Here is a 20,651-nt window from a genome sequence, read left to right as displayed (position 1 = left end):
TTCTTAACCGTCCCTTATCCGTGGTGGGTGCTTGCCTTAGCCCCGGCCGGCTCATAGTGGGCAGGTGCGACTCTTCGACCGACAGCCCTTGCTGATCGCCGCCGGCTGGATCTTCGCCGTGGTCCTCGCCGTGCTGGTCGGCGTGGTGGGGATCGGCCTGGTGGGTGCCGATCTCACCGCACGGCAGGGCGCGCCGGTCAGCGAGGCCCAGGTGGAGCGGGAACTCGAGGGACTCGGCACGGCGCCGCCGTCCTCGTCGTCGCCGTCACCGTCGCCCTCATCGTCGCGGGGCCCGGCCACCGGCCGCTCCTTCCCCACGCGCGGCGGGACCGTGGTGGCCGATTGCGAACGGATCCTGTCGATGGCGCCGGCTCAGGGGTTCGCGGTGCACGAGCAGGACGACGACGAGGGCGAGTTCCGTTCGGTCGACAACCCGAAGGACCGGGTGGATGTGGATCTGACCTGCGTGGACGGGGTTCCCGAGCTGCGCGTGCAGACCGAGGACTGACTGCGGTGGTTGAGGTTTGCTTGCCGGTCTCGCTCTTTCGGGGTACGGGTGAGCGGCGTCTTGCCGAAGCCGACAGGTGCTCGCCCTGCCCGGCGCAAGCCCGGCTTTACGTCCGGGCCCCAGCGCGGCCGCCGGGAAACACCAGTCCGTCGCGCTGGGTGAGGAGCGGTCGGGCTGCTTGCCGTTTCCCGGCGGTCGCGTTGGGCGGTGAGGGAAAGCGGGGCTCGCGCCGGGAGAGCGGGGACGGGGACGGGGTCGGCTCCGGCGGGACGACCGGTTACGCGTACCCCGAAGAAGAAGCGGGACCGGCAAACAGGGGCCCAGGGGTCTAGTGGAGGGGGCGGGTGCTGTCGCGGGCCACTATGTGTGCCGGTGGGGCCTGGTAGACGGCGGCCGGAGCGCCGGCCATGGCGGCGAGCAGGGCCTGTGCGGCCAGCTCGCCGATCTGCTCCACGTCGTGGCTCATCGCGGAGAGCGCGGGCACCGCGAGCTGGCACTGCGGTGAGTCGTCCCAGGCCACCATCGAGACGTCCGCGGGAATCCGCAGCCCGCACTCGCCGGCCGCGGTCAGCCCGCCGAGCGCCATCAGGTCGTTGTCGAAGACGATCGCGGTGGGCCGGTCCGGGCTCCGCTTGAGCAGGTCCAGCGCCGCTGTCCGGCCGCCCTCGTACGAGTAGTCGCCCTCCGCCACCAGCGCGGTCATGCCCCGCTCGGCGGCCTCCGCCTCCAGCCCGCCGCGGCGCAGCTGGGTGTGCGCGAACGCCGGCGGGCCGGTCACGTGCCCGATCACCCGGTGCCCCAGCCCGGCCAGGAAGCCGACCGCCTCCCGGGCGAAGCCGGCGTCATCGGTCCACACCGTCGGCAGACCCTGCGCCGTCGACGGGTCGCCGATCACCACGGCCGGCAACCCGAGCCGGGCGACCAGGCCCACCCGTTCGTCGTCGGGGCCGAGGTCGACCAGGATCACCCCGTCCACCCGGGACTGCTCCGCCCAGCGCTCGTACGTCGCGGTCTCCGCCTCCCGGTCGGTGACCACCTGCACCAGCACCGATACACCCGACGGTGTGAGCACTCGCTCCAGCCCTTCGAGGAACTCGTGGTAGTACGGCTCCTCGCCGAGCACCTGTGAGGCTCGCGCCAGCACCAGCCCGACCCGCCGGGGCGCCTGTGTCACCTGTTCCTCCAGGTAGGGTGTCGCTGTCGGTACCAGACCCCGGAGACACTACCTCGATGGCACGTCGCGAAACGCCCGCCGCCGGGCCCGGCAGCCGGGCACTCATCGTCGACGTCATCCGTTCCGCCGCGGCGATCAGCCGAGTCGAGCTCGCCGATCTGACCGGCCTCACCCAGCCGTCGATCTCCAACATCGTGCGCGACCTCATCGCCGACGGCATCATCCACGAGGTCGGCTCCACCGGGTCGATCCGCGGAAAGCCGCGCACGCTGATCGCGATCAAGCCGGCCAACCGGTTCGGCATCGGCTTCCACCTCGGTCCGGACACGGTCACCTGCGTGGCGGTCGACCTGACCGGTGGGGTGGTCGGCCGCGAGGTGGTGCCCCGCCAGCCGGTCGACCGGCTGGCCGGGCAGTTCGACGACTTCACCGCCGGGCTGGACCTCCCGCGGAGCCGGATCGAGGGCCTGGCGATCGTCGCGCCCACGCCGTACCCGGGCAGTGCCGAGACTGCCGACCCGCACACCCTGCGCGCCGAACTGGCCGACCGGCTCGGCCTGCCGGTGATGGTGGAGAACGACGCGGCGGCCGCCGCCCTCGGTGAGTTCTGGAGCCGGCGGGTCTCCCGCGAGCAGGCCTTCGGCTGCGTCTACCTGGGCACCGGTATCGGCGCGGGGTTCGTCTTCGGTGGCGCCCTGTTCCGGGGCGCGAGCTTCGACGCCGGCGAACTCGGCCACCTGTCGATCCACTACGACGGGCGGCCCTGCCCGTGCGGCAACCGCGGCTGCGTGGAGCGGTACGCCTCGATGGCCGCCGTCGTCGCCGACGCCGGCGTGTCCCTGGACGGCTCGGCGACGACGTCAAGTGCCTACGACGCGCTGGCCCGCGCCGCGGTGAACGGCGACCAGGCCGCGTTCGAGGTGCTCGACCGCGCGGCCGGGCACCTGGCCGTCGCCGCCACCTCGATGGTCAACCTGCTCGACCTGGGCCGGGTCGTGCTCACCGGCCCCGGCGTCGCGCTCGCCGGATCCATCTACGCCCGGCGGCTGCGTGCCCACCTGGAACGCACCGCCCACTCCCGGCAGCGTCACGCGGTGCTGGTCGAGCTCTCCGCCCAGCCCCGCGACGCGGCGAGTATCGGCGCGGCCGCCCTGGTGGTGCAGGCCTCGGTGGCACCCGGACACACGCCCGGCCCGGCCCGCATGGTCCGCACCTGAGGGTGGGCCGGGTCCGCAGCGACTCTGGTAAACCACAGACACTATGGTTAGCCTGACCTAACTAAGGCTCCCCTATGTGAACGGACCTGACGAGAATGCGCGCTTGGCGTACGGTTCTGGCTGTCTCGGCGCTGAGCGTCGTGCTCGCCGGTTGTGGTTCCAGTGACTCCTCTGGCGACACCGCCGCCGCGGCGGCCGGTCCCTGGTCGTTCACCGACGGGTCCGGCACCGAGGTCAAGGCGGACAAGACGCCGACCCGGATCATCGCGCACGCCGGTGAGGCGGCGGCGCTGATGTCGTTCGGCATCAAACCGGTCGGCATCTACGCCGACGAGTCGGTCAAGACCGACCCCAACCTCAAGAGCCTGGACCTCACCGGCATCGAGATCCTCGGCGAGGAGTGGGGCAAGATCGACGTGGAGAAGGCGGCCGCGCTGCGCCCGGATCTCATCGTCGGTGACTGGTGGCCCGCTGAGAAGGCGCACAGTGGCCTCGAGGAGGGCGTCGACGAGAAGAGCAAGAAGCTCGCCGAGCTCGCCCCGGTCGTCGGCGTCACCCAGGGCAAGTCGATCCTGCAGCTCGCGGAGGGCTACGAGGATCTCGCGGAGAGCCTGGGCGCCAAGGTGGACGACCCGAAGATCGCGGAGACCAAGAAGCGGTTCGAAGAGTCCGTCGCCAAGTTCAAGGAGGCGGTCGCGGCCAAGCCCGGCCTGACCGTCGCGGCGATGTCACCGGCCGACGACAAGGTCTACGTCGCCAACCCGGAGTACGCCCCCGAGCTGCTCGACTTCCAGAGCTTCGGCCTCAAGGTGATCAACCCGGACAGCCCGGACAAGGGCTTTCCGTACTGGGAGAACCTCAGCTGGGAGAACGCCGACAAGTACCAGCCGGATCTGATCCTCTGGGACGGCCGCGCCTTCACCGAGACCGCCAACGCGGAGTGGGGCAAGAAGCAGCCGACCTGGTTCAAGATCAAGGCGGCCGAGCAGGGCGCTGTCGTGGCCTGGCCGGCGTACTGGCTGCACACCTACGGTGACTTCGCCACCGAGCTGGACAAGCTGACCACCGCGGTGAAGGCCGCGAACGAGAACATCGGCTCCTAGCCGTACCGATGAGCGTCTCGGTACAAACCTCTCGGCGAGCCACGGCCCTCGGGCCGGGGCTCGTCGTTCTCGGCGCGGTGCTGGCCGTGGTGGCCTTCCTCAGCATCACGATGGGCTCGCGGTCGATCGGCCTGGGCGAAGTGCTGCGGGCCCTGGGCAGCCTGGACGACGACGGGTCGATCGGCAGCACGGTGACCCTGGAGATGCGCGTGCCGCGTACGCTGCTCGGCATTCTGGTGGGAGCGGCGCTCGGCGTAGCCGGTGCCATCCTGCAGGGCGTCACCCGCAACCCGCTCGCCGACGCCGGGATCATGGGCATCAACTCCGGTGCCGCCGCCTTCGTGGTCACCGCGGTCACCGTGCTCGGCCTGCGCGGGGTCGAGGTGTACATCTGGTTCGCCTTCGCCGGGGCGATCGCGGCGCTCGTGCTGGTCTACGCGATCGCGTCGCTGGGCCGCGAGGGCGCCACCCCGGTGAAGCTGGCCCTGGCCGGCGCGGCCATCGCCGCCGGGTTCGGGTCGTTGACCACCGGCATCGTGATGACCAACGTGGACGCCCTGAACGAGCTCCGGTTCTGGCAGGTCGGCTCGCTCGCCGGCCGGTACGCGCCGATCCTGATCGGGGTGGCGCCGTTCCTGATCGCCGGCCTGATCGCCTCGCTCGCCTTCGGGCGCAGCCTGAACGGGCTGGCCCTCGGCGAGGACGTGGCACGCGGCCTCGGCCAGCGGGTCGGTCTCACCCGGGCGGCGGCGTTCGGCGTGGTCGCGCTGCTCGCCGGCGGTGCCACCGCGGCCTGCGGGCCGATCATCTTCGTCGGGCTGGTCGTCCCGCACATCGCGCGGTTCCTGTGCGGCCCGGACTACCGGTGGATCCTGCCGTACTCGATGCTGCTCTCGCCGATCGTGCTGCTGCTCGCCGACGTGCTCGGCCGGGTGGTGACCGCGCCGGACGAACTCCAGGTCGGCGTCGTGCTGGGCGTGGTCGGCGCGCCGGTGTTCGTGGGCATCGTCCGCTACGGCCGGCTGTCGGAGGCGTGAGATGACCACCGCTGTTCTTCTCCGGACCACCCGGCGGCGCCGTACCGCGCGAGCCCTGCTGGTCACGGCCGCGCTGGCCGGCGCGGTGGCCACCCTGTTCGTGGTCACCATGATGGTGGGCAGTTTCCGGCTCAGCGCCGGCGAGGTCATCGCGTCGGTGCTGCACCTGCGCGACGAGCCCAGCGTCGACTTCGTCGTCCGCGGCCTGCGGCTGCCGACCGCCCTCTCCGCGCTCACGGTCGGCCTGGCCCTCGGTGCCTCCGGGACGATCTTCCAACAGCTGCTGCGCAACCCGCTCGCCTCGCCGGACTTCGTCGGCATCACCTCGGGCGCCAGCCTCGCCGCGGTCTTCGGGATCGTGCTGCTGCAGGCCGGCGGGCTCGTGGTCAGCGGCCTCGCCCTCGGCGGCGCGCTGCTCGCGGCACTGCTCATGTACGTGCTCGCCTGGCGTGACGGCGTGAGCGGCTACCGGTTCATCCTCATCGGCATCGGCGTCGCCGTGTTCTTCGAGGGCATGACCGGATACGTGCTCACCCGCGCCCAGCTGTTCGAGGCCCGGCAGGCGATGCACTGGCTGACCGGCTCGGTCGGCCAGGCCAGCGGCAGCGAACTGCGGCTGCTGTCGATCGCCCTGGCCGTTCTGCTGCCTCTCGCGGTGCTGCTGCAACGGCAGCTGCGCGCCCTCGAACTCGGCGACGACGCGGCCCGGGCGCTCGGTACGCGTACCGAGCTCAGCCGGGCCGGACTGCTCGCCGTGGCGGTGACCCTGGTGGCCCTGGCCGTCGCGGTGGCCGGCCCGATCATCTTCGTCGCCCTGGTCGCCGGCCCGATCGCCGACCGGCTGCTCGGCCCGGCCGGCGGCGGCGTCCTGCCGGCCGCGCTGGCCGGCGCCGCGCTGCTGCTCACCGCCGACCTCGTCGCCGTCCATCTGATGCCGACACCGCTGCCCACCGGCGTGGTGACCGGTGCGGTCGGCGCACCATACCTGCTGTGGCTGCTGGCCACCACGAACCGACAGGGAGCTGGCGGATGACCCGGCTGCGCGCCGAGGGCCTCACCCTCGGCTACGACGAGCGGCCCATCGTGGCCGGCCTCGACCTCACGGTCCTCGACGGCAAGGTGACCGCGATCGTCGGCGCCAACGCCTGCGGCAAGTCCACTCTGCTGCGCGGCCTGGCCCGGCTGCTGACCCCCCGCGAGGGCGCGGTCTACCTGGACGGCGCCTCGATCGCCGAGATGAGCACGCTCGACGTCGCCAAGGTGCTGGGCCTGCTGCCGCAGAGCCCGGTCGCGCCGGACGGCATCACCGTGGCCGACCTGGTGTCCCGCGGGCGTTACCCGCACCAGGGCTGGTTCCGCCGCTGGACCGAACGCGACCACGACGCGGTGTCCCGCGCGCTCGACGCCACCGGCACCGCCGATCTCGTGGACCGCCCGATCCGGCAGCTGTCCGGCGGGCAACGGCAACGAGTGTGGGTCGCCATGGCCCTCGCGCAGGAGACCGACCTGCTGCTGCTCGACGAGCCCACCACCTTCCTGGACATCGCCCACCAGGTGGATCTGCTGCGGCTGTTGCGCAAGCTGAACGCCGCGTCCGGCAAGACGGTCGTGGTGGTGCTGCACGACCTCAACCTGGCCTGCCGCTTCTGCGACCACATCATCGCGATGGCCGACGGCAGCATCGTCGCCGAGGGCCCGCCGACCGAGGTGGTCACCGCCGAGCTCGTCGAGAAGGTGTTCGGCCTGACCTGCGTGGTCGTCCCGGACCCGGTGGCCGGAACCCCGATGGTGGTCCCGGCCCGTGATTGACCGGCGGTCCTAGCCCGCCGCGGCGGCGGCGGTGTCCCGGATCGACTTGCGCAGGGCCGGCCCGATCGGTCCGGTCAGCTCGGTGAGTTCCTGGATGCGCCGTTTGTGGGCGCGCCTGGTCCGACGGTCGAGGACGTGGCTGAGATCTCCGGCGGCGACGATGGCCACGAGTGCCGCGTCGGCCGGGTCGACTCTGCCGACGGGGCTCTTCAGGGCATCGTTGACCCGGCCGAGCAGTTGCTTCCGGACGCGGGGGTCCCGGATGGTCACCCTGGTCGTGGGGAACAGCCCGAGGATCCGGCGTGGTTCCAGGCGGACCCAACCGCCGTCACTGAGCTGTTGGCGTACCGCGGTCACGGCGACGCGCTGGCGGCGCTCGACCCAGAACTGCCACTTGCGTGGCTTGGACTCGGCGATCTCTTCGAGGAGCGCCTCGAGCAGGTAGTCGTGGCAGGGGTGCGGGCCGTCGGTGGTGGCGCGGCCGTTTGCGTCGGTGAGGTGGCCCTTGAGGTAGAGGTCGGCGAGGGCCGCCGCGCGGAGCATGGCGCCGAGGTTGGTGTCCCAGGGCACTCTGCCTTTGCCGGGGTGGTAGGCCAGCAGGAAGACGCGCTGGGGGAGGGTGCCGGGTACTGCCATGTCATTCTTCTTCCGGCTCGGGTGTGGCGGGAGGTCTGCCCGGCCCTCGCATCCGGCCGACTCCGCCGGGGAGCCGGCCGGCGTCGGCGAGTGCCTTGCGCAGCAGGTACTCGATCTGGGCGTTCGTGCTACGAAGCTCGTCTCCGGCCCACCGTGCGAGTGCGTCGTGCACGGCGGGATCGAGCCGGAGCAGCAGCTTCTTCCGCTCGGTAGCCATTGCCTAGGAGTAGAGGGTGCCCGCGTTGACCACGGGCTGGGCGTCCCGGTCGCCGCACAGGACCACCAGCAGGTTGCTGACCATCGCGGCCTTGCGTTCCTCGTCCAGGTCGACGACGTCGTTCTCGGCGAGGCGGACCAGCGCCATCTCCACCATGCCCACCGCGCCTTCGACGATCCGGGTCCGGGCGGCGACGATCGCGTTCGCCTGCTGCCTGCGCAGCATGGCGTGCGCGATCTCGGGTGAGTAGGCGAGGCGGGTCAGCCGGGATTCGATGATCTTCACCCCGGCGGCGGCGACCCGCACGCCGATCTCGTCCGACAGCCGGCCGGTGATCTCGTCGGCGTTGTCACGCAGCGACATCCGGGCGGTGTCGTGGGAGTCGTAGGAGTAGCTGTTGGCGATGTGCCGCACGGCGGTCTCGGTCTGGATGGCGACGAACTCGATGAAGTCGTCGACCTCGAAGACGGCACGGGCGGTGTCCTCGACCTGCCAGACGACGACGGCGGCGATCTCGATCGGATTGCCGTCGGCGTCATTGACCTTGAGCACGTCGGTCTCGTGGTTGCGGATGCGGGTGGAGACCTTGCGCCGGGCGGTGAGCGGGTTGACCCAGCGCAGTCCGTCGGTGCGCACGGTCCCGGTGTAGCGGCCGAGCAGCTGAAGAACGCGGGCCTCACCGGGTGCGACCGGCGTGAGCCCGGCCAGGGCGGTCAGGGCGGCCAGCGTGAGCAGCACGCTCACGCTGATCAGGCTGATGACGACCGTGGAGTCGTCCTGCTGCACGCCGATGACGAAGACGGCGATGCTGAGCAGGATCACCAGCACGGACAGGGCGAGGACCGGCCAGCCCGAGGCGCCGCGGGCGATGCGCTCGCGCACCTGCGGGGTGGGCAGATCAAGGTGTTCCGTCATGTTGGGCTCCCTCAAGGTGGTGTCTCGAGAGTAGCAAAGTGATATCACTTTTTCCAACGGGTCCAGGTGATGCGGTGGTCCGGGCGCGATGAGTTTCGGCGGCGGAGCCGGTCTACCAGGGCATGACCCGAATCATCGCTGACATCTCGATCTCCCTCGACGGGTTCGTCACCGGGCCCGAACCCGGCCCGGACAACGGCCTGGGCACCGGCGGCGAGGCCCTGCACACCTGGGCGTTCTCCGCCGACCCGCAGGATCGCCGGCTGCTGCGCGAGGCGACCGCCCGCTCGGGCGCCGTCGTGCTCGGCCGCCGGCTCTTCGATCTGGTCGACGGGCCGACCGGCTGGAACGACGAGACCGGCTACGGCGCTGGTGAGGTCGGGAAGCCGGCCTTCGTCGTCGTGACGAGTTCGCCGCCGGAGTCGGTGCGACTCACTGAGCTCGACTGGACGTTCGTCACCACCGGTGTGCCGGACGCCGTCGCCGCCGCGCGGGAGCGCGCGGAGGCGGCTTCGTCAGACCGTGGAACGGACCTCGACGTCGTCCTGATGGGTGGCGGCGCCACGATCCGCGCGGCGTTCGACGCCGGGCTGGTCGACACCCTGTCGTTGCACCTCGCGCCGGTGGTGCTGGGCGCCGGGACGCCACTGTTCGGCGGCGGCGTGCCGCGCACGCTGGTGCAGCGCAGCGTGATCCCGACATCGACCGCGACGCACCTGATCTACGACGTCGCCTGACCTGCCGGCCAGTCAGGTAGCCCGGCCGCGCAGCGCGCTGACCAGGCCGGCGAACTCCGGCAGCTGCTCGGCGTCGCGCATCGCCGCGCGCAGCGCCTCGTCGTGGGTCGGGCGCGCCTCGGTCAGCAGCCGCAGGCCGGCCTCGGTCACCTCGGTGAAGATGCCCCGGCGATCGTTCTCACACAGGTAGCGGCTCAGCAGGCCCTGGTCCTCCATCCGGGCGACCAGCCGGGTGGTGGCGCTCTGGCTGAGCACGACCGCGGCGGCCAGCTGCTGCATCCGCATGTGCCAGCGGTCCTGACGGGACAGCAGCTCAAGCACCGAATACTCGACGACGCTGAGCCGGTGCGCGGCCTGCAAGGCGCGCTCCAGGCGCTGCTCGATCCGGGCGTGCAAACCGGCCAGCGCGCGCCAGCTCTGCGCGCATGCCACGGCGTCGTCGACGCCCTGCTCCTGCACCTCCATGCCGCCACAGTACACCGCCTCTGCCGATTACCGGCGCTTGCAATAGCCCGCGTCTGCAACTAGATTTTACGGGGCACTTGATCGTGAAGAAAGGACTGTCCGATGCAGGATCTCCCCATGATTCCCCTGGTCAAAGGCACGGCTACCCGGCTCATGCACTCCGCCCTGCCATGCAGTCCAGAAGTGCCGGACCGTCCGCCGGGGTGGCTCCGATTGCTCGTCGCCGGCGCACTGCACCGGCTCGCAGCGCGTCTCGACCGGGGGTTCCTGACGCACGGGGGCGATGTCCGGACCGCGCGCTCGGCAGCGTGCGCCGGTTGACGTCACCAGCTGTGCATGGTGCCGTCCCGCAGGCGGTTGACCGGCAGTGACGCCGGCCGGTACGGGTACCGGCCGGCCAGCTCCTCGTCGATGTCCACGCCGAGCCCCGGCTCCTCACCCGGGTGCAGGTAGCCGTCCGCGAAGTGGTAGCTGTGCGGAAAGACGCCATCGGTCTCGTCGGTGTGCCGCATGTACTCCTGCAGCCCGAAGTTGGGGATGGCCAGGTCCACGTGCAGGGCGGCGGCCATGCATACCGGGGACAGGTCGGTCGCGCCGTGCGAGCCGCTGCGTACGTGGTACAGCGCGGCCAGATCGAAGATGCGCCGCAGGTGGGTGATGCCGCCGGCGTGCACCACGGTGGTCCGGATGTAGTCGATCAGCTGCTCGGTGATCAGCTGCTGGCAGTCCCAGATCGTGTTGAACACCTCGCCGACCGCGATCGGGGTGGTGGTGTGCTGCCGGATCAGCCGGAAGCCCTCCGGTAATTCGGCCGGCACCGGATCCTCGATCCAGGTCAGCGCATAGGGTTCGAGCGAACGCCCGAGCCGGGCCGCCTCGATCGGGGTGAGCCGGTGATGCACGTCGTGAAGAAGCTTCAGTGTCGGGCCGAACTCCTCGCGCACCCGCGCGAAGACGGACGGCACGTGCTCCAGGTAGTGCGCTGTGGACCAGACGTTCTCGGTGGGAACGGCGGCGTCGGCCGGCTCGTAGAACGCCGTGCCGCCGGACACACCGTAGGTGCTTTCCAGACCGGGGATGCCGGTCTGCACCCGAACGGCCCGGTAACCGCGATCCACATAGGCCGATATTTCGGACAAGACTGACTCGGTATCGGGAGCATTGGCGTGGCCGTAGACGGTTACCCCCTCTCGCGACCGCCCACCGAGCAGTTGGTAGACGGGCAACCCGGCCACCTTGCCCTTGATGTCCCACAGCGCCGTGTCCACCGCCGCGATCGCCGACATGGTGACCGGCCCACGCCGCCAATAGGCGCCCTTGTACAGGTACTGCCAGGTGTCCTCGATCCGCGCCGGATCCCGCCCGATCAGCGCGGGCACCACATGCTCGGTCAGATAGGCGGCCACGGCCAGCTCCCGCCCGTTCAGAGTCGCGTCCCCCACCCCGGTCACCCCCTCGTCGGTGACGATCTTCAGGGTGACGAAGTTGCGGCCCGGGCAGGTCACGATGACCCGCGCCTGCGTGATCCTCATTCCGACGGGTCCTCCTTGACCCGGGCCACCAGCTGGGTGGGGTTGACGAACCGCAACGCGACCACGAGCAGGACCAGCATCATCACGCAGTAGATGACGGCCATCGCGTCCACCGACTGCTGGGCCCGGATGCCGGCCGCCGACATCGAGTAGAACAGTGCCACGACCAGGGTCTGCGAGTCCGGCCCGGCGGTCAGGAAGGTCAGCTCGAACATGCCGACGGTGCGGACCACCACCAGGATCGAGGCGGCCAGGATGCCGGGGATCAGCAGCGGCGCGAGGATGCGCAGAAAGACATGACGGGTACGCGCGCCGCACATCCGGGCCGCCCGTTCGATCGCCGGGTCGATCTGCTCGATGAACGGGGTCATGGTGAGGATGACGAACGGGATCGACGGCACCAGGTTGGCCAGCACCACGCCGGACAGGTGCCCGGCGAGCCCGTATTTGTAGAGGACCGTCGCGAGCGGGATGCCGTAGGTGATCGGCGGCATCAGGATCGGCAGCAGGAACAGCAGGTAGAGGATCCGGCTGCCGGGGAAGGCCCGGCGGGCCAGGACGTACGCGGCGGGCACGCCGACGGCGACCGAGATGCCCACGACGAGCAGGGACACGACCAGGGTCACGGTGAGCACCGGCAGCAGGGTGAACTCGTCCCAGGCCTGGCCGTACCATTGGGTGGTGTAGGCCTCGGGCAGCCACGAGTCGAACCAGCGCAGCCCGAACGAGTTGACCACGACCGACCCGATCACCCCGGCCAGCCCGATGAAGAAGATGATCACAGCACCCCAGACCAGCCAGGCGGCCGGGCTGGCGACGATGGAACGTCTCATCCTTTGCCCCCTGCCGTGGAGCCGGTGTAAAGCAGGCCGCGCAGGCCGAGCACGATCGCGATGACGATCAGCTCGACGACGCCCATGATGATCGCGGCGGCGGACGCGGCCGCGTAGTCGTAGCGCACGTAGGCCGCCTCGTACGCGGCGATCGAGATGACCCGGGTGCTGCCGGACGGATCGCCGACCAGGATCGCCGACGGGAAGACGCTGAACGCCAGCACGAACGTCAGACAGAACGTGGTAGCCAGCCCCGGAGCGAGCAGCGGCAGGGTGATCCGGAAGAACCGCTGGCGCCACCCGGCGCCGAGCGTGGCGGCGGCGCGTTCCAGGCTCGGGTCGATGCCGGACAGGTACGACAGGACCAGCAGGAACGCGAACGGGAACCCGGTGATGACCAGCGAGAAGAACACTCCCCAGTAGTTGTTGGTCAACCGGATCGGCGCGTCGGTCAGCCCGGTGGTGAGCAGGAACCGGTTGAACCAGCCGGCCGGTCCGAGGAAGTTGAGCAGCCCTTCGGCGGTGAGCACCGTGCCGAGGGTGATCGGCACGACCAGGACGGTGGTCAGCAGCCGCTTGCCGCGGAACCGGCCGCGCATCCGGTAGGCGATCGGCACCGACGCGGCGACGTTGAGCAGCGCCGCCGGCAGGGCGATCCACAGCGTCGTCATGATGGTGTCGCGCTGGTAGGCGTCGCTGAAGAACCCCTGGTAGGCGGCGAGCATCCCGCCTTCGCGGGGTTGCAGGGAAACGGCCAGGCCGTAGCCGAACGGGTAGATGAACAGCGCCACCACGAACACCGTGGCGGGCACGAGCAGCAGCATCTGGGTGTCCACGCCGCGCTCGGCGAGCCGGTGCCGCAGCGCGACCGTCGCGGTGCTCATGAGGCGTCCGCCGGGAAGATCAACAGCCGGTCCGGTGGGAACCCCAGCCGCACCTTGTCACCCGGGGCATGCCGCTGACCGGTACGCACGTGCAGCACCAGCCCATCGTCGGTCCGCACCTCGGCGGCGATCTCCCGGCCCTGATACTCGGCGACCTCCACGGTGGCCTCCAGGTCACCGGTGAGACTCACGTCCTCGGGGCGGATCGCCGCGACGACCGGGGAGCCGTCACTGACGCTGCCGATGGGAGTGCCCTTTACCCGTACCCCCGTGTTATTGATCTTGGTGTAAGCGCCGTCGGCGCTGCCCGGCAGCAGATTGCGGTAGCCCATGAAGTCGGCCACGTGCCGGTTGACCGGCCGGGTGTGCACCTCCTCCGGGCTGCCGATCTGCTGCACCCGGCCGTCGCGCAGCACCACCAGGCGATCAGCCAGCGACAACGCCTCCTCCTGGTCGTGGGTGACGTAGACCGTGGTGAGGCCCAGCGCCTGATGCAGCCGGCGGATCTCGGTGCGCATCTCCAGGCGCAGCTTGGCGTCGAGGTTGGACAGCGGCTCGTCCATCAGCACCAGCGACGGCTCGACCACGACCGCGCGGGCGATCGCCACGCGCTGCTGCTGCCCGCCGGAGAGCTGGCCGGGCAGCTTGCGGGCGTGCTCCTCCAGATGCACCAGGCGGATCGCGTCCGCGGTGCGGCGCCGGGCCTCAGCGCGCGGCACGCCGCGCATCTGCAGACCGAAAGAGACATTCTTCTGTACGGACATGTGCGGGAAGAGCGCGTAGTTCTGGAACACCATCCCGAACCCGCGTTTCTCCGGAGGCAGCGTGTCCAGCCGGGTGTCGTCGCGCCAGATGCTGCCGGAGCTGAGCGGCAGCAGCCCGGCCAGGCAGTTCAGCGCCGTGGACTTGCCGCACCCGGAGGGGCCCAGCAGGGCGATGAACTCGCCCCGCCGGATCTCCAGGCTCAGCCCGGCGAGCGCGTCCACCCCGCCGAACCGGCGGGTCACGCCGTCCAGGCGCAGCCGCTCGAAGCGGGTCACTTCTTCACCTTCGAGCCGCCGATCTCGCGGTCCCAGCGGTCGAAGGCGGCGACCAGGGCCTTGGCGTCCAGCGGCACCTCGAGGGGGTTGTCCGCGATGAGCTGCTCGTACTCGGGGCGGCCGAACTCGCTGATGGCCTGCTGGCTCTCGGCCGGTGCCATCGACAGCGGCACGTCCTTGATCGCCGGGCCGGGGTAGAAGTAGCCCTTGTCGTACGCCTTGGCCTGCTGTTCCGGCGTGAGCATCCAGTTCAGCAGCAGGAGCAGGGCGGCCTGCTTGTCGGCCGGTACGCCCTTGGGAATGACGGCGTAGTGCGCGTCGGTGACCCAGTGGAAGCCCTCCAGGGTGCCGACCCGCGCGTCCTTCGGCACGGTGCCCAGCACCCGGGGGTTGATGTCCCAGCCGGTCGTCGACGCGATGATCTTCGCCGAGCCGTTGGCCAGGTTCTTCATCGTCTCGCTGGTGCTGGACGGATAGAGGGTGATCTGGGCGTCCAGCTCCTTCAGGTAGGCCCAGGTCTTGGCCCAGCCGTTGACCGGGTCCTTCGGGTCGGTGTCGCCGAGCAGGTAGGGCAGGCCCATCAGCAGGGTGCGGCCGGGCCCGGAGTTGGACGGCCGGGCGTACTGGACCGCGCCCGGGTTGGCCTTGGCGTAGTCGAGCAGGGCCTGCGCGTTCTTCGGCGGGTCGGGCACCCTCGCGGGCAGGTACTCGATGAGCGGCCCGGACGGGTAGTAGGTGACGGTGACACCGTGGTCGCCGGCGAGTTTCTGCATGTTCGCGGCGCCCGGCAGATAGTTCTGCATGCCGGTGAGCCGCGCCGCGTGGGCCGGCAGCAGCGGTGTCCACAGGCCCTGGTCGATGCCGGCGGCCAGCCCGTCGACGCCGGTGAGCACCAGGTCGATGTCGACGCGGCCGGCGTCCTGCTGTGCCTTGATCTTGCCGACCAGTTCCGGGGCGGTGGCCTTGGTGTAGGTGACCTTCGTGACCACCTCGCCGTTCTTGGCCACGAAGTCGTCGATCATGCCCTGGGTGAGCTGGAGGTTGCCGGCGACGTCGAGGGCGTTGAGGGTGACCGGCTGGGCGGGCTTCTCCGGCACCGGCCCGTCGGCGTTCGTGCTCTCGCCTTCTGGCGGGCTACAGGCCACGATCAGCGGAGCGGTGACGGTGACGGCACCGAGAGTGAGGAACTGGCGTCTGCTGGACGGCATGGTGGTCTCCTGAGGGGGATGATTAGCGTGGACCGGTGGAGCCGCGCACGATGAGCTGGGTGGGCAGCACCCGGCGACTGGCCGTGGGGCGCTCCCCGTCGGCCATCAGCTCCAGGAGCAGCTCCACTCCGACCCGTCCGATGTGTTCCTTGGCGATGGCGACCGTGGTCAGGCCGGGGCTGACCAGGCCGGCGAGCAGGATGTCGTCGAACCCGACGACGCTGATCCGGCCCGGTACGTCGATGCCGCGGGCCTGGAGCCGGTTCAGCAGGCCGAGCGCGACCAGGTCGTTGTAGGCGAGCACGGCGGTGGCCGGGGAGGCGATGACCAGGTCGGCCGCGGCGGTGCCGCCCTGGACGGTCGGCGCCACGTTGCCGATCTCGATCAATTCCATCTGGTACGAGGTGGTGGCACTTCTCAGGCCGCGTAGCCGGTCCCGGTTCGACCATGAGGTGCGGGGGCCGGCCACGTACGCGACCCGCCGGTGCCCGAGTGCGTGCAGATGCGCCACCGCCTGGCGCATCCCGTCCGCGCTGTCGGCGGTGACCGACGGGAACGCGGTGATCCGCCGGTTCAGCACCACGATCGGCGTCTGGCCGGCGAACGCCTTGATCTCGTCGTCGGCGGCCCGGGGTGAGCAGAGCAGGAACCCGTCCACCTGCTTGGCCAGGGCCCGGATCAGCGGCACCTCCACCGCCGGGTCCTCGTCGGTGTCACTGAGGAACACGGCGTAGTCGAACCGGCGGGCCTGCGTCTGGATCGACTTGACGACGCTGGGAAAGAACGGGTTCGCCAGATCCGGGAGGACCACCCCGATGTTGCCGGTCCGGCCGGTGATCAGACTGCGGGCCGCGCGGTTCGGCACGTAGCCGAGATTGCGCGCGGCCGTCTCCACCCGCTCACGGGTCTCCGGCCGCACCTGGTCGGGATCGGCCAGCGCCCGGCAGACCGAGGACTGCGACACCCCGGCGAGCCGCGCCACATCCTTGATCGTCACTGCCACGGCCGGCGCCCCCCTGATCTTTCGATGGAGATCGATGGGTTGCGGCCAGTCTGGAATCGTTTCCGGAATATTGTCAAGCGCTGGTTGCCGGGGACCCGGATGCGAAAAGGGCCTCCCGCGCGTGCGGGAGGCCCTTCACTCCGAACGTCAGCGGATGCGGTCGTACACGAGAGACAGCGTGCCGTGCTCGCCCGCGGCCTGGCCGGCCAGCGCCCACTTGCCGGCGGGCAGGCCGTCGTCGAACAGGCGCGGGCCGCCGCCCAGAAAGACCGGGAAGATCATGATGGCCAGCCGGTCGACCTCGTCGGCGGCCAGCAGGGCCTTGATGACGCTGGCACTGGACAGCACCAGGATGTCGCCGCCCTCGGCTGCCCGCAGGTCGGCGACCACCTCGGCGGCCGGCTTGTCGGCGACGGTCGTGCGCTCCCACGGCGCCGCGCCGAGCGTCGAGGACAGGACCACCTTGTCGGTGTCGACCAGCCACTGTGCGAAGGCCTGGTCGCGCGGGTCGGCGCCCTCCATGCCGATGACGGTGGGCCAGAAGCCGAGGAAGCCTTCGGCGTTGGTGCGGCCCAGCAGTGCCGTGGTCGCCGGCTCATAGAGGCTGGTCAGGTGGTCGCGGGCGACGTCGGTCACCGCGTACGGCAGCACCCAGCTCATGTCGATCGGGTTGTCCGGCTGGGCGTACTGGCCGTCGAGGGACAGGCTCATGTTGGTGACGACACGACGGGTCATTCGACGCTCCTGGTGAGAGTGGATGCGAGCTTGTCGAGGCTCTGGCCGAAGCCGATCTCGATGCCCGCGACGAAGTCGGCGGAGTCGATGGTGCTGTCGGTGATGCGGTAGTGGACGCCGAGGTCCGTGCCGGTGCCGGAGGGGTGCAGCGTGAACTCGACGTGGGCGGTGAAGGCGATGCCGCCGCCGGGCAGCAAGGGGGAGAGGCGGTAGGCGAGGCGCTGAGCGGGGAGCACGTCGTCGACCACGCCCTCGGCGCGGCCGGCGACCAGGTCGGAGCCGTCGGTGTCGTCGGCGTCCCGATATTCCTGGACGATCCGCCCGCCGGGCCGCGCCTCGAACACCAGCTCGGAGAAGCGCAGGTCGTCGGACGTCCACCAGCGGGCGAGCAGGGACGTCTCGGTCAGGTGGCGCCAGACCCGCTCCGGGTCCCCGGTCAGGGATCGCTGGAACCGGAACGAGCGCCCGTCGGCCCACCCCGCGCCGGCGGCGGCCAGTCGCTCGGCGTGCAGGCTCACCCCGTACCGATCAAAGGTTTTGCCTGCCTGCTCCGCGTCGTCCGCAAGCCGGGCCAGCGCCGCCGCCAGATCGCGCAAGGCCGTAGGCCGCAGTGCGTAGACGCGGCGCTGGCCGGTGCGCTGGGAGGCGACGACGCCGGCCCGCTCCAGGGTTTGCAGGTGCTTGGTCGTCTGCGGCTGCCGTGCCCCGGCGAGCTGGGCCAGGACGCCCACCGGCCGGGGTCGCTCGGCCAGCAGCGTCACCAGCCGCCAGCGGGCCGGATCGGCCAGCGCGGTGAGAAGTTCCTCCATGCCTGGAAGTATTATCCTAGGAGAATATTCCTGTCAAGGAATAAAGCCGGGCCATTGCGGTCACGCTGGCCCGCATCATCTCGCGCAGCTCGGCCGGTTCGAGAACCTCGACGTCCTCGCCGAGGCGCAGGAACTCGGCATGCGCGTGGCGCACCGACTCGATCGGCAGGGTGATCGTGGTCCAGCCGTCCGCGTCCGGCGGGTTCGGAGCGTCGCGGACGTTGCGGGCCATCGCGCGGTTCATCAGGTACGGAACGCGGTCCAGCGCCGCCGGGGCGAGCCGAACCGTGGCGACGTCCCGGTGCAGCCGGCGCTCGAAGTCGGCGGCCCACTCCGCCCAGGTCCGCGCCAGGTCGAAGTCCGCCGGCCGGTCGAACGTCTCGTCCAGCACCTCCAGGTCGAGGATCGTCGCCACCCGGTAGGTGCGCAGGTCACCGTCGACCCGGGCCACGAAATACCAGACGCCGGCTTTCAGCACGATGCCGAGCGGCTCGACCACCCGGTCCACCTCGTGCGGCGCGCGCCAACGCCGGTACCGCATCTGGCAGCGCCGCCGGTTCCACACCGCCCCGGCCAGCGCGGACAGATGCGGATGCGTCTCGGTCTCCCGGAACCAGCCGGCCGCGTCCAGATGGAACCGATCGCGGACCTCGCCCACGTGCCGGTTCAACCGCGCCGGCAGAGCCGCCCGCAACTTCAGCTCGGCGGTCGTCAGCACCGCCCCGAGACCCAGCTCGGCCGCGGCGTCCGGCACGCCGGCCAGGAAGATCGACCCGGCCTCCTGCGGGGTGAGGCCGGTCAGCCGGGTGCGGTAGCCGTCCAGCAGCTGATAGCCGCCGCCCGCCCCCAGCTCCGCGTAGACCGGCACCCCGGCCTCGGACAGCGCCTCGACGTCCCGATAGACCGTGCGCACCGACACGTCCAGTTCCTCGGCGATCTGCTGCGCGGTCAGCCGGCCGCGGTCCTGCAACAACAGCAGTAGGGAGAGAAGCCGGCTCGCACGCATGCCCCGAAGACTGCCACAGATGCCTGACAGAAGATGTCAGTCAGGCTTGGCAGGGTGGTGGTCGTACCGATCAACACGAAGAGGAGCACGACGTGTCCGCACTCGCCCGTTACGCAGGTTTCTCGCTGGACTGTGCCGACCCGGCCGCCCTGGCCGCCTTCTACGGCAAGTTGCTCGACCTGGAGATCAGCTACACCAGCGACGAATTCGTCTTCCTCGGCGAGATGGGCCCCAACGGATTGGGCTTCGCCAAGGTCGACAAGTACGTCCCGCCCACCTGGCCTTCCCCGGACGTACCGAAGCAGTCCCACCTGGAATTCAGCGTCGACGACCTGGACGCGGCCGAGGCCGCCGTCCTCGGCATCGGCGCCACCAAGCCCGAGTTCCAGCCGCAGCCGGACCGCTGGCGGGTCCTGCTCGACCCCGCCGGCCACCCCTTCTGCATCTCCACGGCGGTCTGATTCCAGATCTTTATCGGTACGGGTTCGGCAGTCCCGCCGAAATCCCGGCCGTGCCCGCTGTCCCGCGCGGCCACCTGCCTGGTCCCGGCCCCACCGCGACCGCCGGGCCCAGGCACGGGGAGCATGGCCGGGATGAGTACGAACGTCCTGTCGGTCATTCCGGCTGATCCGTTCTGGACTCCGGGCGCGGCGGCGGCCGGGGCGGCGCGGGCCGTTCTCGCCCTGGTGTATCCCGGGGCCCGCGAAGTGGCGATGGACTGGCATGAGGATCCGGTCTTCGTCGACCCGGGGGAGAACTTCGAGGGCGTACGGTGTCCGGGCTGCGCCGGTGAGCTGGCGATCGAATGGTGGCAGGAGCGGATGGACGAGGCGTATGCCACGAACTTCCGGGCTCTGGGCGTGCGCCCGTCCTGCTGCGGCCGGGAGTCCGATCTGAACCGGCTGGTCTACGACCAGCCGGCCGGGTTCGCGAGATTCGTGCTGTTCGCGACCGAACCCGCACGAGCGGGGACCGGCGACCCGCTCGTCGTCGACGCGAGTGCGCTGCGCGACGGCGAACTGGCGATGATCGCCGCCGCGCTCGGTCATCCCGTGCGGCAGGTCGTGGCTCGCTACTGACCTGCCGCCGCATGCTGGCGGCGCACCATTTCGTTGATCCAGATCGGGGCGAAGGGCGAGGTGCAGTTCGGCGGAGTGGGGTAGTCCTTGAGCACCTCCAGGCGCTCGCCGATGTCGAGGGCGCGGGCCCGGTACTCGGCGTGGTCGATCCCGATCTGGGCCAGGCAGTGGTTCATCGCCCACTGGAGCCGGTCCGGGGCGCCCTTCATCTCGGCCTCGATGGTGTCGAGGAGACCCGCCAGGTCGAGGCCGGCGGGACTCTTCGCCACGCGTTCGGTGGTCAGCGCCCAGCCTGCGCTCGCGACCACCGGATCCGGATCGGCGAACCAGGCCAGGCGCAGTTCCTCGGCGTGCGGGTTCTTCTTGACCACGTAGTTCACCAGCCAGTCGTGCACCTTCGGGGTGCGTGCCTGGCGCAGCATGGCGTCCAGCTCGTCGCGGTCGAACGCCTTTGGGCGGCAGATCAGCAGCGCCAGCAGTCTCGCCGCGGTGTCGCCGGTCGCCCAGAGCTGCCGGGCGAGGTCCTGCTGCACCTTCAGCCGCTTCGCGAGCGCGCGAAGTTTGCTGAGGTTCACACCGTGGTCGTCACCGTGCTTCTCGTTGACCGCGCGTGCCTTCGGGTCCTCGAGCGCGGCCAGTTCGGCCATCACCTCGGCCACCGTCGTCTCAGTCACGCCAACCTCCTGCCGGCACTGTGGGAACCA

24 protein-coding genes are annotated in these 20,651 nt (G+C 70.5%); 9 read left to right on the top strand and 15 right to left on the bottom strand.

Annotation, left to right across the window (positions count from 1 at the left end):
• The first annotated feature begins 64 nt into the window (after positions 1 to 64).
• Positions 65 to 508, top strand: a complete 444-nt coding sequence (locus tag I4J89_RS21305) for a hypothetical protein (RefSeq protein WP_309238402.1) — start codon at positions 65 to 67, stop codon at positions 506 to 508.
• Positions 509 to 836: 328 nt separating this feature from the next.
• Here I4J89_RS21305 and I4J89_RS21300 read toward each other — a convergent pair whose 3' ends face one another.
• Positions 837 to 1,682 (bottom strand): LacI family DNA-binding transcriptional regulator, encoded by an 846-nt coding sequence (locus tag I4J89_RS21300; protein ID WP_196415756.1) that lies wholly within the window; start codon positions 1,680 to 1,682, stop codon positions 837 to 839.
• Between the two features lie 56 nt (positions 1,683 to 1,738).
• On the opposite strand from I4J89_RS21300, the gene I4J89_RS21295 reads away from it, so the two are divergent.
• The 5 genes from I4J89_RS21295 to I4J89_RS21275 all read left to right on the top strand — a co-directional run bounded on the left by I4J89_RS21295 (position 1,739) and on the right by I4J89_RS21275 (position 6,848).
• Positions 1,739 to 2,899 (top strand): ROK family transcriptional regulator, encoded by a 1,161-nt coding sequence (locus tag I4J89_RS21295; RefSeq protein WP_196415755.1) that lies wholly within the window; start codon positions 1,739 to 1,741, stop codon positions 2,897 to 2,899.
• Between the two features lie 95 nt (positions 2,900 to 2,994).
• Positions 2,995 to 4,002, top strand: coding sequence for an ABC transporter substrate-binding protein (locus I4J89_RS21290; protein ID WP_196415754.1), 1,008 nt, complete (start codon positions 2,995 to 2,997; stop codon positions 4,000 to 4,002).
• 8 nt (positions 4,003 to 4,010) lie between these two features.
• A complete protein-coding gene (locus tag I4J89_RS21285; protein ID WP_196415753.1) occupies positions 4,011 to 5,039 on the top strand; it encodes a FecCD family ABC transporter permease in 1,029 nt (342 codons plus the stop codon).
• A 1-nt stretch (position 5,040) separates the two neighbouring features.
• Positions 5,041 to 6,072: a FecCD family ABC transporter permease gene (locus I4J89_RS21280; RefSeq protein WP_196415752.1), complete on the top strand. Its 1,032-nt coding sequence runs from the start codon at positions 5,041 to 5,043 to the stop codon at positions 6,070 to 6,072.
• On the top strand, positions 6,069 to 6,848 hold the full coding sequence (locus I4J89_RS21275) for an ABC transporter ATP-binding protein (RefSeq protein WP_196415751.1): 780 nt from the start codon (positions 6,069 to 6,071) through the stop codon (positions 6,846 to 6,848). Before I4J89_RS21280 ends, I4J89_RS21275 begins: the two co-directional genes overlap by 4 nt.
• 9 nt (positions 6,849 to 6,857) lie before the next feature.
• On the opposite strand, the gene I4J89_RS21270 is transcribed toward I4J89_RS21275, so the two are convergent.
• From I4J89_RS21270 to I4J89_RS21260, 3 genes are read right to left on the bottom strand one after another with little or no spacing between them, the layout of a single operon-like run.
• Complete coding sequence (locus I4J89_RS21270; RefSeq protein ID WP_196415750.1) at positions 6,858 to 7,484, bottom strand: GOLPH3/VPS74 family protein; 627 nt, start codon at positions 7,482 to 7,484, stop codon at positions 6,858 to 6,860.
• A 1-nt stretch (position 7,485) separates the two neighbouring features.
• The gene (locus I4J89_RS21265) at positions 7,486 to 7,701 is read right to left on the bottom strand and encodes a type II toxin-antitoxin system antitoxin (RefSeq protein WP_196415749.1); all 216 of its coding nucleotides are present in this window, start codon (positions 7,699 to 7,701) and stop codon (positions 7,486 to 7,488) included.
• Between the two features lie 3 nt (positions 7,702 to 7,704).
• On the bottom strand, positions 7,705 to 8,616 hold the full coding sequence (locus I4J89_RS21260; protein ID WP_196415748.1) for an SPFH domain-containing protein: 912 nt from the start codon (positions 8,614 to 8,616) through the stop codon (positions 7,705 to 7,707).
• Positions 8,617 to 8,738: 122 nt separating this feature from the next.
• On the opposite strand from I4J89_RS21260, the gene I4J89_RS21255 reads away from it, so the two are divergent.
• Complete coding sequence (locus tag I4J89_RS21255; RefSeq protein WP_196415747.1) at positions 8,739 to 9,353, top strand: dihydrofolate reductase family protein; 615 nt, start codon at positions 8,739 to 8,741, stop codon at positions 9,351 to 9,353.
• 12 nt (positions 9,354 to 9,365) lie between these two features.
• Here I4J89_RS21255 and I4J89_RS21250 read toward each other — a convergent pair whose 3' ends face one another.
• From I4J89_RS21250 to I4J89_RS21205, 10 genes are all read right to left on the bottom strand, one after another.
• Entirely contained in the window at positions 9,366 to 9,818 is a 453-nt protein-coding gene (locus I4J89_RS21250) for a MarR family winged helix-turn-helix transcriptional regulator (protein WP_196415746.1), read from the bottom strand.
• A gap of 323 nt (positions 9,819 to 10,141) precedes the next feature.
• Positions 10,142 to 11,350, bottom strand: a complete 1,209-nt coding sequence (manD, locus tag I4J89_RS21245) for a D-mannonate dehydratase ManD (protein WP_196415745.1) — start codon at positions 11,348 to 11,350, stop codon at positions 10,142 to 10,144.
• The gene (locus I4J89_RS21240; RefSeq protein WP_196415744.1) at positions 11,347 to 12,183 is read right to left on the bottom strand and encodes an ABC transporter permease; all 837 of its coding nucleotides are present in this window, start codon (positions 12,181 to 12,183) and stop codon (positions 11,347 to 11,349) included. The genes manD and I4J89_RS21240 overlap by 4 nt, the downstream gene beginning before the upstream one ends.
• Positions 12,180 to 13,067, bottom strand: coding sequence for an ABC transporter permease (locus I4J89_RS21235; RefSeq protein ID WP_196415743.1), 888 nt, complete (start codon positions 13,065 to 13,067; stop codon positions 12,180 to 12,182). Before I4J89_RS21235 ends, I4J89_RS21240 begins: the two co-directional genes overlap by 4 nt.
• Positions 13,064 to 14,107: an ABC transporter ATP-binding protein gene (locus I4J89_RS21230; RefSeq protein WP_196415742.1), complete on the bottom strand. Its 1,044-nt coding sequence runs from the start codon at positions 14,105 to 14,107 to the stop codon at positions 13,064 to 13,066. Before I4J89_RS21230 ends, I4J89_RS21235 begins: the two co-directional genes overlap by 4 nt.
• The gene (locus I4J89_RS21225; protein ID WP_196415741.1) at positions 14,104 to 15,315 is read right to left on the bottom strand and encodes an ABC transporter substrate-binding protein; all 1,212 of its coding nucleotides are present in this window, start codon (positions 15,313 to 15,315) and stop codon (positions 14,104 to 14,106) included. The genes I4J89_RS21230 and I4J89_RS21225 overlap by 4 nt, the downstream gene beginning before the upstream one ends.
• A gap of 22 nt (positions 15,316 to 15,337) precedes the next feature.
• Complete coding sequence (locus I4J89_RS21220) at positions 15,338 to 16,318, bottom strand: LacI family DNA-binding transcriptional regulator (protein WP_196415740.1); 981 nt, start codon at positions 16,316 to 16,318, stop codon at positions 15,338 to 15,340.
• 147 nt (positions 16,319 to 16,465) lie between these two features.
• Entirely contained in the window at positions 16,466 to 17,053 is a 588-nt protein-coding gene (locus tag I4J89_RS21215) for a dihydrofolate reductase family protein (RefSeq protein ID WP_196415739.1), read from the bottom strand.
• Positions 17,050 to 17,862, bottom strand: coding sequence for a metalloregulator ArsR/SmtB family transcription factor (locus I4J89_RS21210; protein ID WP_196415738.1), 813 nt, complete (start codon positions 17,860 to 17,862; stop codon positions 17,050 to 17,052). The genes I4J89_RS21215 and I4J89_RS21210 overlap by 4 nt, the downstream gene beginning before the upstream one ends.
• 16 nt (positions 17,863 to 17,878) lie before the next feature.
• Entirely contained in the window at positions 17,879 to 18,868 is a 990-nt protein-coding gene (locus I4J89_RS21205) for a helix-turn-helix transcriptional regulator (RefSeq protein WP_196415737.1), read from the bottom strand.
• Positions 18,869 to 18,960: 92 nt separating this feature from the next.
• On the opposite strand from I4J89_RS21205, the gene I4J89_RS21200 reads away from it, so the two are divergent.
• Positions 18,961 to 19,329 carry a VOC family protein gene (locus tag I4J89_RS21200; protein ID WP_196415736.1) on the top strand — a complete coding sequence of 123 codons (369 nt, stop codon included), beginning with the start codon at positions 18,961 to 18,963 and terminating at the stop codon, positions 19,327 to 19,329.
• Positions 19,330 to 19,461: 132 nt separating this feature from the next.
• Positions 19,462 to 19,947: a hypothetical protein gene (locus I4J89_RS21195; RefSeq protein WP_196415735.1), complete on the top strand. Its 486-nt coding sequence runs from the start codon at positions 19,462 to 19,464 to the stop codon at positions 19,945 to 19,947.
• Here I4J89_RS21195 and I4J89_RS21190 read toward each other — a convergent pair.
• Positions 19,941 to 20,594, bottom strand: a complete 654-nt coding sequence (locus tag I4J89_RS21190) for a DNA alkylation repair protein (RefSeq protein ID WP_196415807.1) — start codon at positions 20,592 to 20,594, stop codon at positions 19,941 to 19,943. The genes I4J89_RS21195 and I4J89_RS21190 overlap by 7 nt on opposite strands.
• Between the last annotated feature and the right edge of the window lie 57 nt (positions 20,595 to 20,651).

Origin of the sequence: Actinoplanes aureus, assembly GCF_015704865.1 — a bacterium.
GTDB classification, from domain to species: domain Bacteria; phylum Actinomycetota; class Actinomycetes; order Mycobacteriales; family Micromonosporaceae; genus Actinoplanes; species Actinoplanes aureus.
The sequence above is the reverse complement of the archived record's forward strand: the minus strand, read 5'-3'. Positions and strand labels throughout refer to the sequence as shown.

Excerpts from the sequence above, each read along its gene's own strand:
- I4J89_RS21295 (WP_196415755.1), top strand. The coding sequence starts at position 1,739 with ATGGCACGTCGCGAAACGCCCGCCGCCGGGCCCGGCAGCCGGGCACTC.
- I4J89_RS21290 (WP_196415754.1), top strand. The coding sequence starts at position 2,995 with ATGCGCGCTTGGCGTACGGTTCTGGCTGTCTCGGCGCTGAGCGTCGTG.
- I4J89_RS21285 (WP_196415753.1), top strand. The coding sequence starts at position 4,011 with ATGAGCGTCTCGGTACAAACCTCTCGGCGAGCCACGGCCCTCGGGCCG.
- I4J89_RS21280 (WP_196415752.1), top strand. The coding sequence starts at position 5,041 with ATGACCACCGCTGTTCTTCTCCGGACCACCCGGCGGCGCCGTACCGCG.
- I4J89_RS21275 (WP_196415751.1), top strand. The coding sequence starts at position 6,069 with ATGACCCGGCTGCGCGCCGAGGGCCTCACCCTCGGCTACGACGAGCGG.
- I4J89_RS21270 (WP_196415750.1), bottom strand. The coding sequence starts at position 7,484 with ATGGCAGTACCCGGCACCCTCCCCCAGCGCGTCTTCCTGCTGGCCTAC.
- I4J89_RS21265 (WP_196415749.1), bottom strand. The coding sequence starts at position 7,701 with ATGGCTACCGAGCGGAAGAAGCTGCTGCTCCGGCTCGATCCCGCCGTG.
- I4J89_RS21260 (WP_196415748.1), bottom strand. The coding sequence starts at position 8,616 with ATGACGGAACACCTTGATCTGCCCACCCCGCAGGTGCGCGAGCGCATC.
- I4J89_RS21255 (WP_196415747.1), top strand. The coding sequence starts at position 8,739 with ATGACCCGAATCATCGCTGACATCTCGATCTCCCTCGACGGGTTCGTC.
- I4J89_RS21250 (WP_196415746.1), bottom strand. The coding sequence starts at position 9,818 with ATGGAGGTGCAGGAGCAGGGCGTCGACGACGCCGTGGCATGCGCGCAG.
- manD (WP_196415745.1), bottom strand. The coding sequence starts at position 11,350 with ATGAGGATCACGCAGGCGCGGGTCATCGTGACCTGCCCGGGCCGCAAC.
- I4J89_RS21240 (WP_196415744.1), bottom strand. The coding sequence starts at position 12,183 with ATGAGACGTTCCATCGTCGCCAGCCCGGCCGCCTGGCTGGTCTGGGGT.
- I4J89_RS21235 (WP_196415743.1), bottom strand. The coding sequence starts at position 13,067 with ATGAGCACCGCGACGGTCGCGCTGCGGCACCGGCTCGCCGAGCGCGGC.
- I4J89_RS21225 (WP_196415741.1), bottom strand. The coding sequence starts at position 15,315 with ATGCCGTCCAGCAGACGCCAGTTCCTCACTCTCGGTGCCGTCACCGTC.
- I4J89_RS21215 (WP_196415739.1), bottom strand. The coding sequence starts at position 17,053 with ATGACCCGTCGTGTCGTCACCAACATGAGCCTGTCCCTCGACGGCCAG.
- I4J89_RS21210 (WP_196415738.1), bottom strand. The coding sequence starts at position 17,862 with ATGGAGGAACTTCTCACCGCGCTGGCCGATCCGGCCCGCTGGCGGCTG.
- I4J89_RS21205 (WP_196415737.1), bottom strand. The coding sequence starts at position 18,868 with ATGCGTGCGAGCCGGCTTCTCTCCCTACTGCTGTTGTTGCAGGACCGC.
- I4J89_RS21195 (WP_196415735.1), top strand. The coding sequence starts at position 19,462 with ATGAGTACGAACGTCCTGTCGGTCATTCCGGCTGATCCGTTCTGGACT.
- I4J89_RS21190 (WP_196415807.1), bottom strand. The coding sequence starts at position 20,594 with ATGGCCGAACTGGCCGCGCTCGAGGACCCGAAGGCACGCGCGGTCAAC.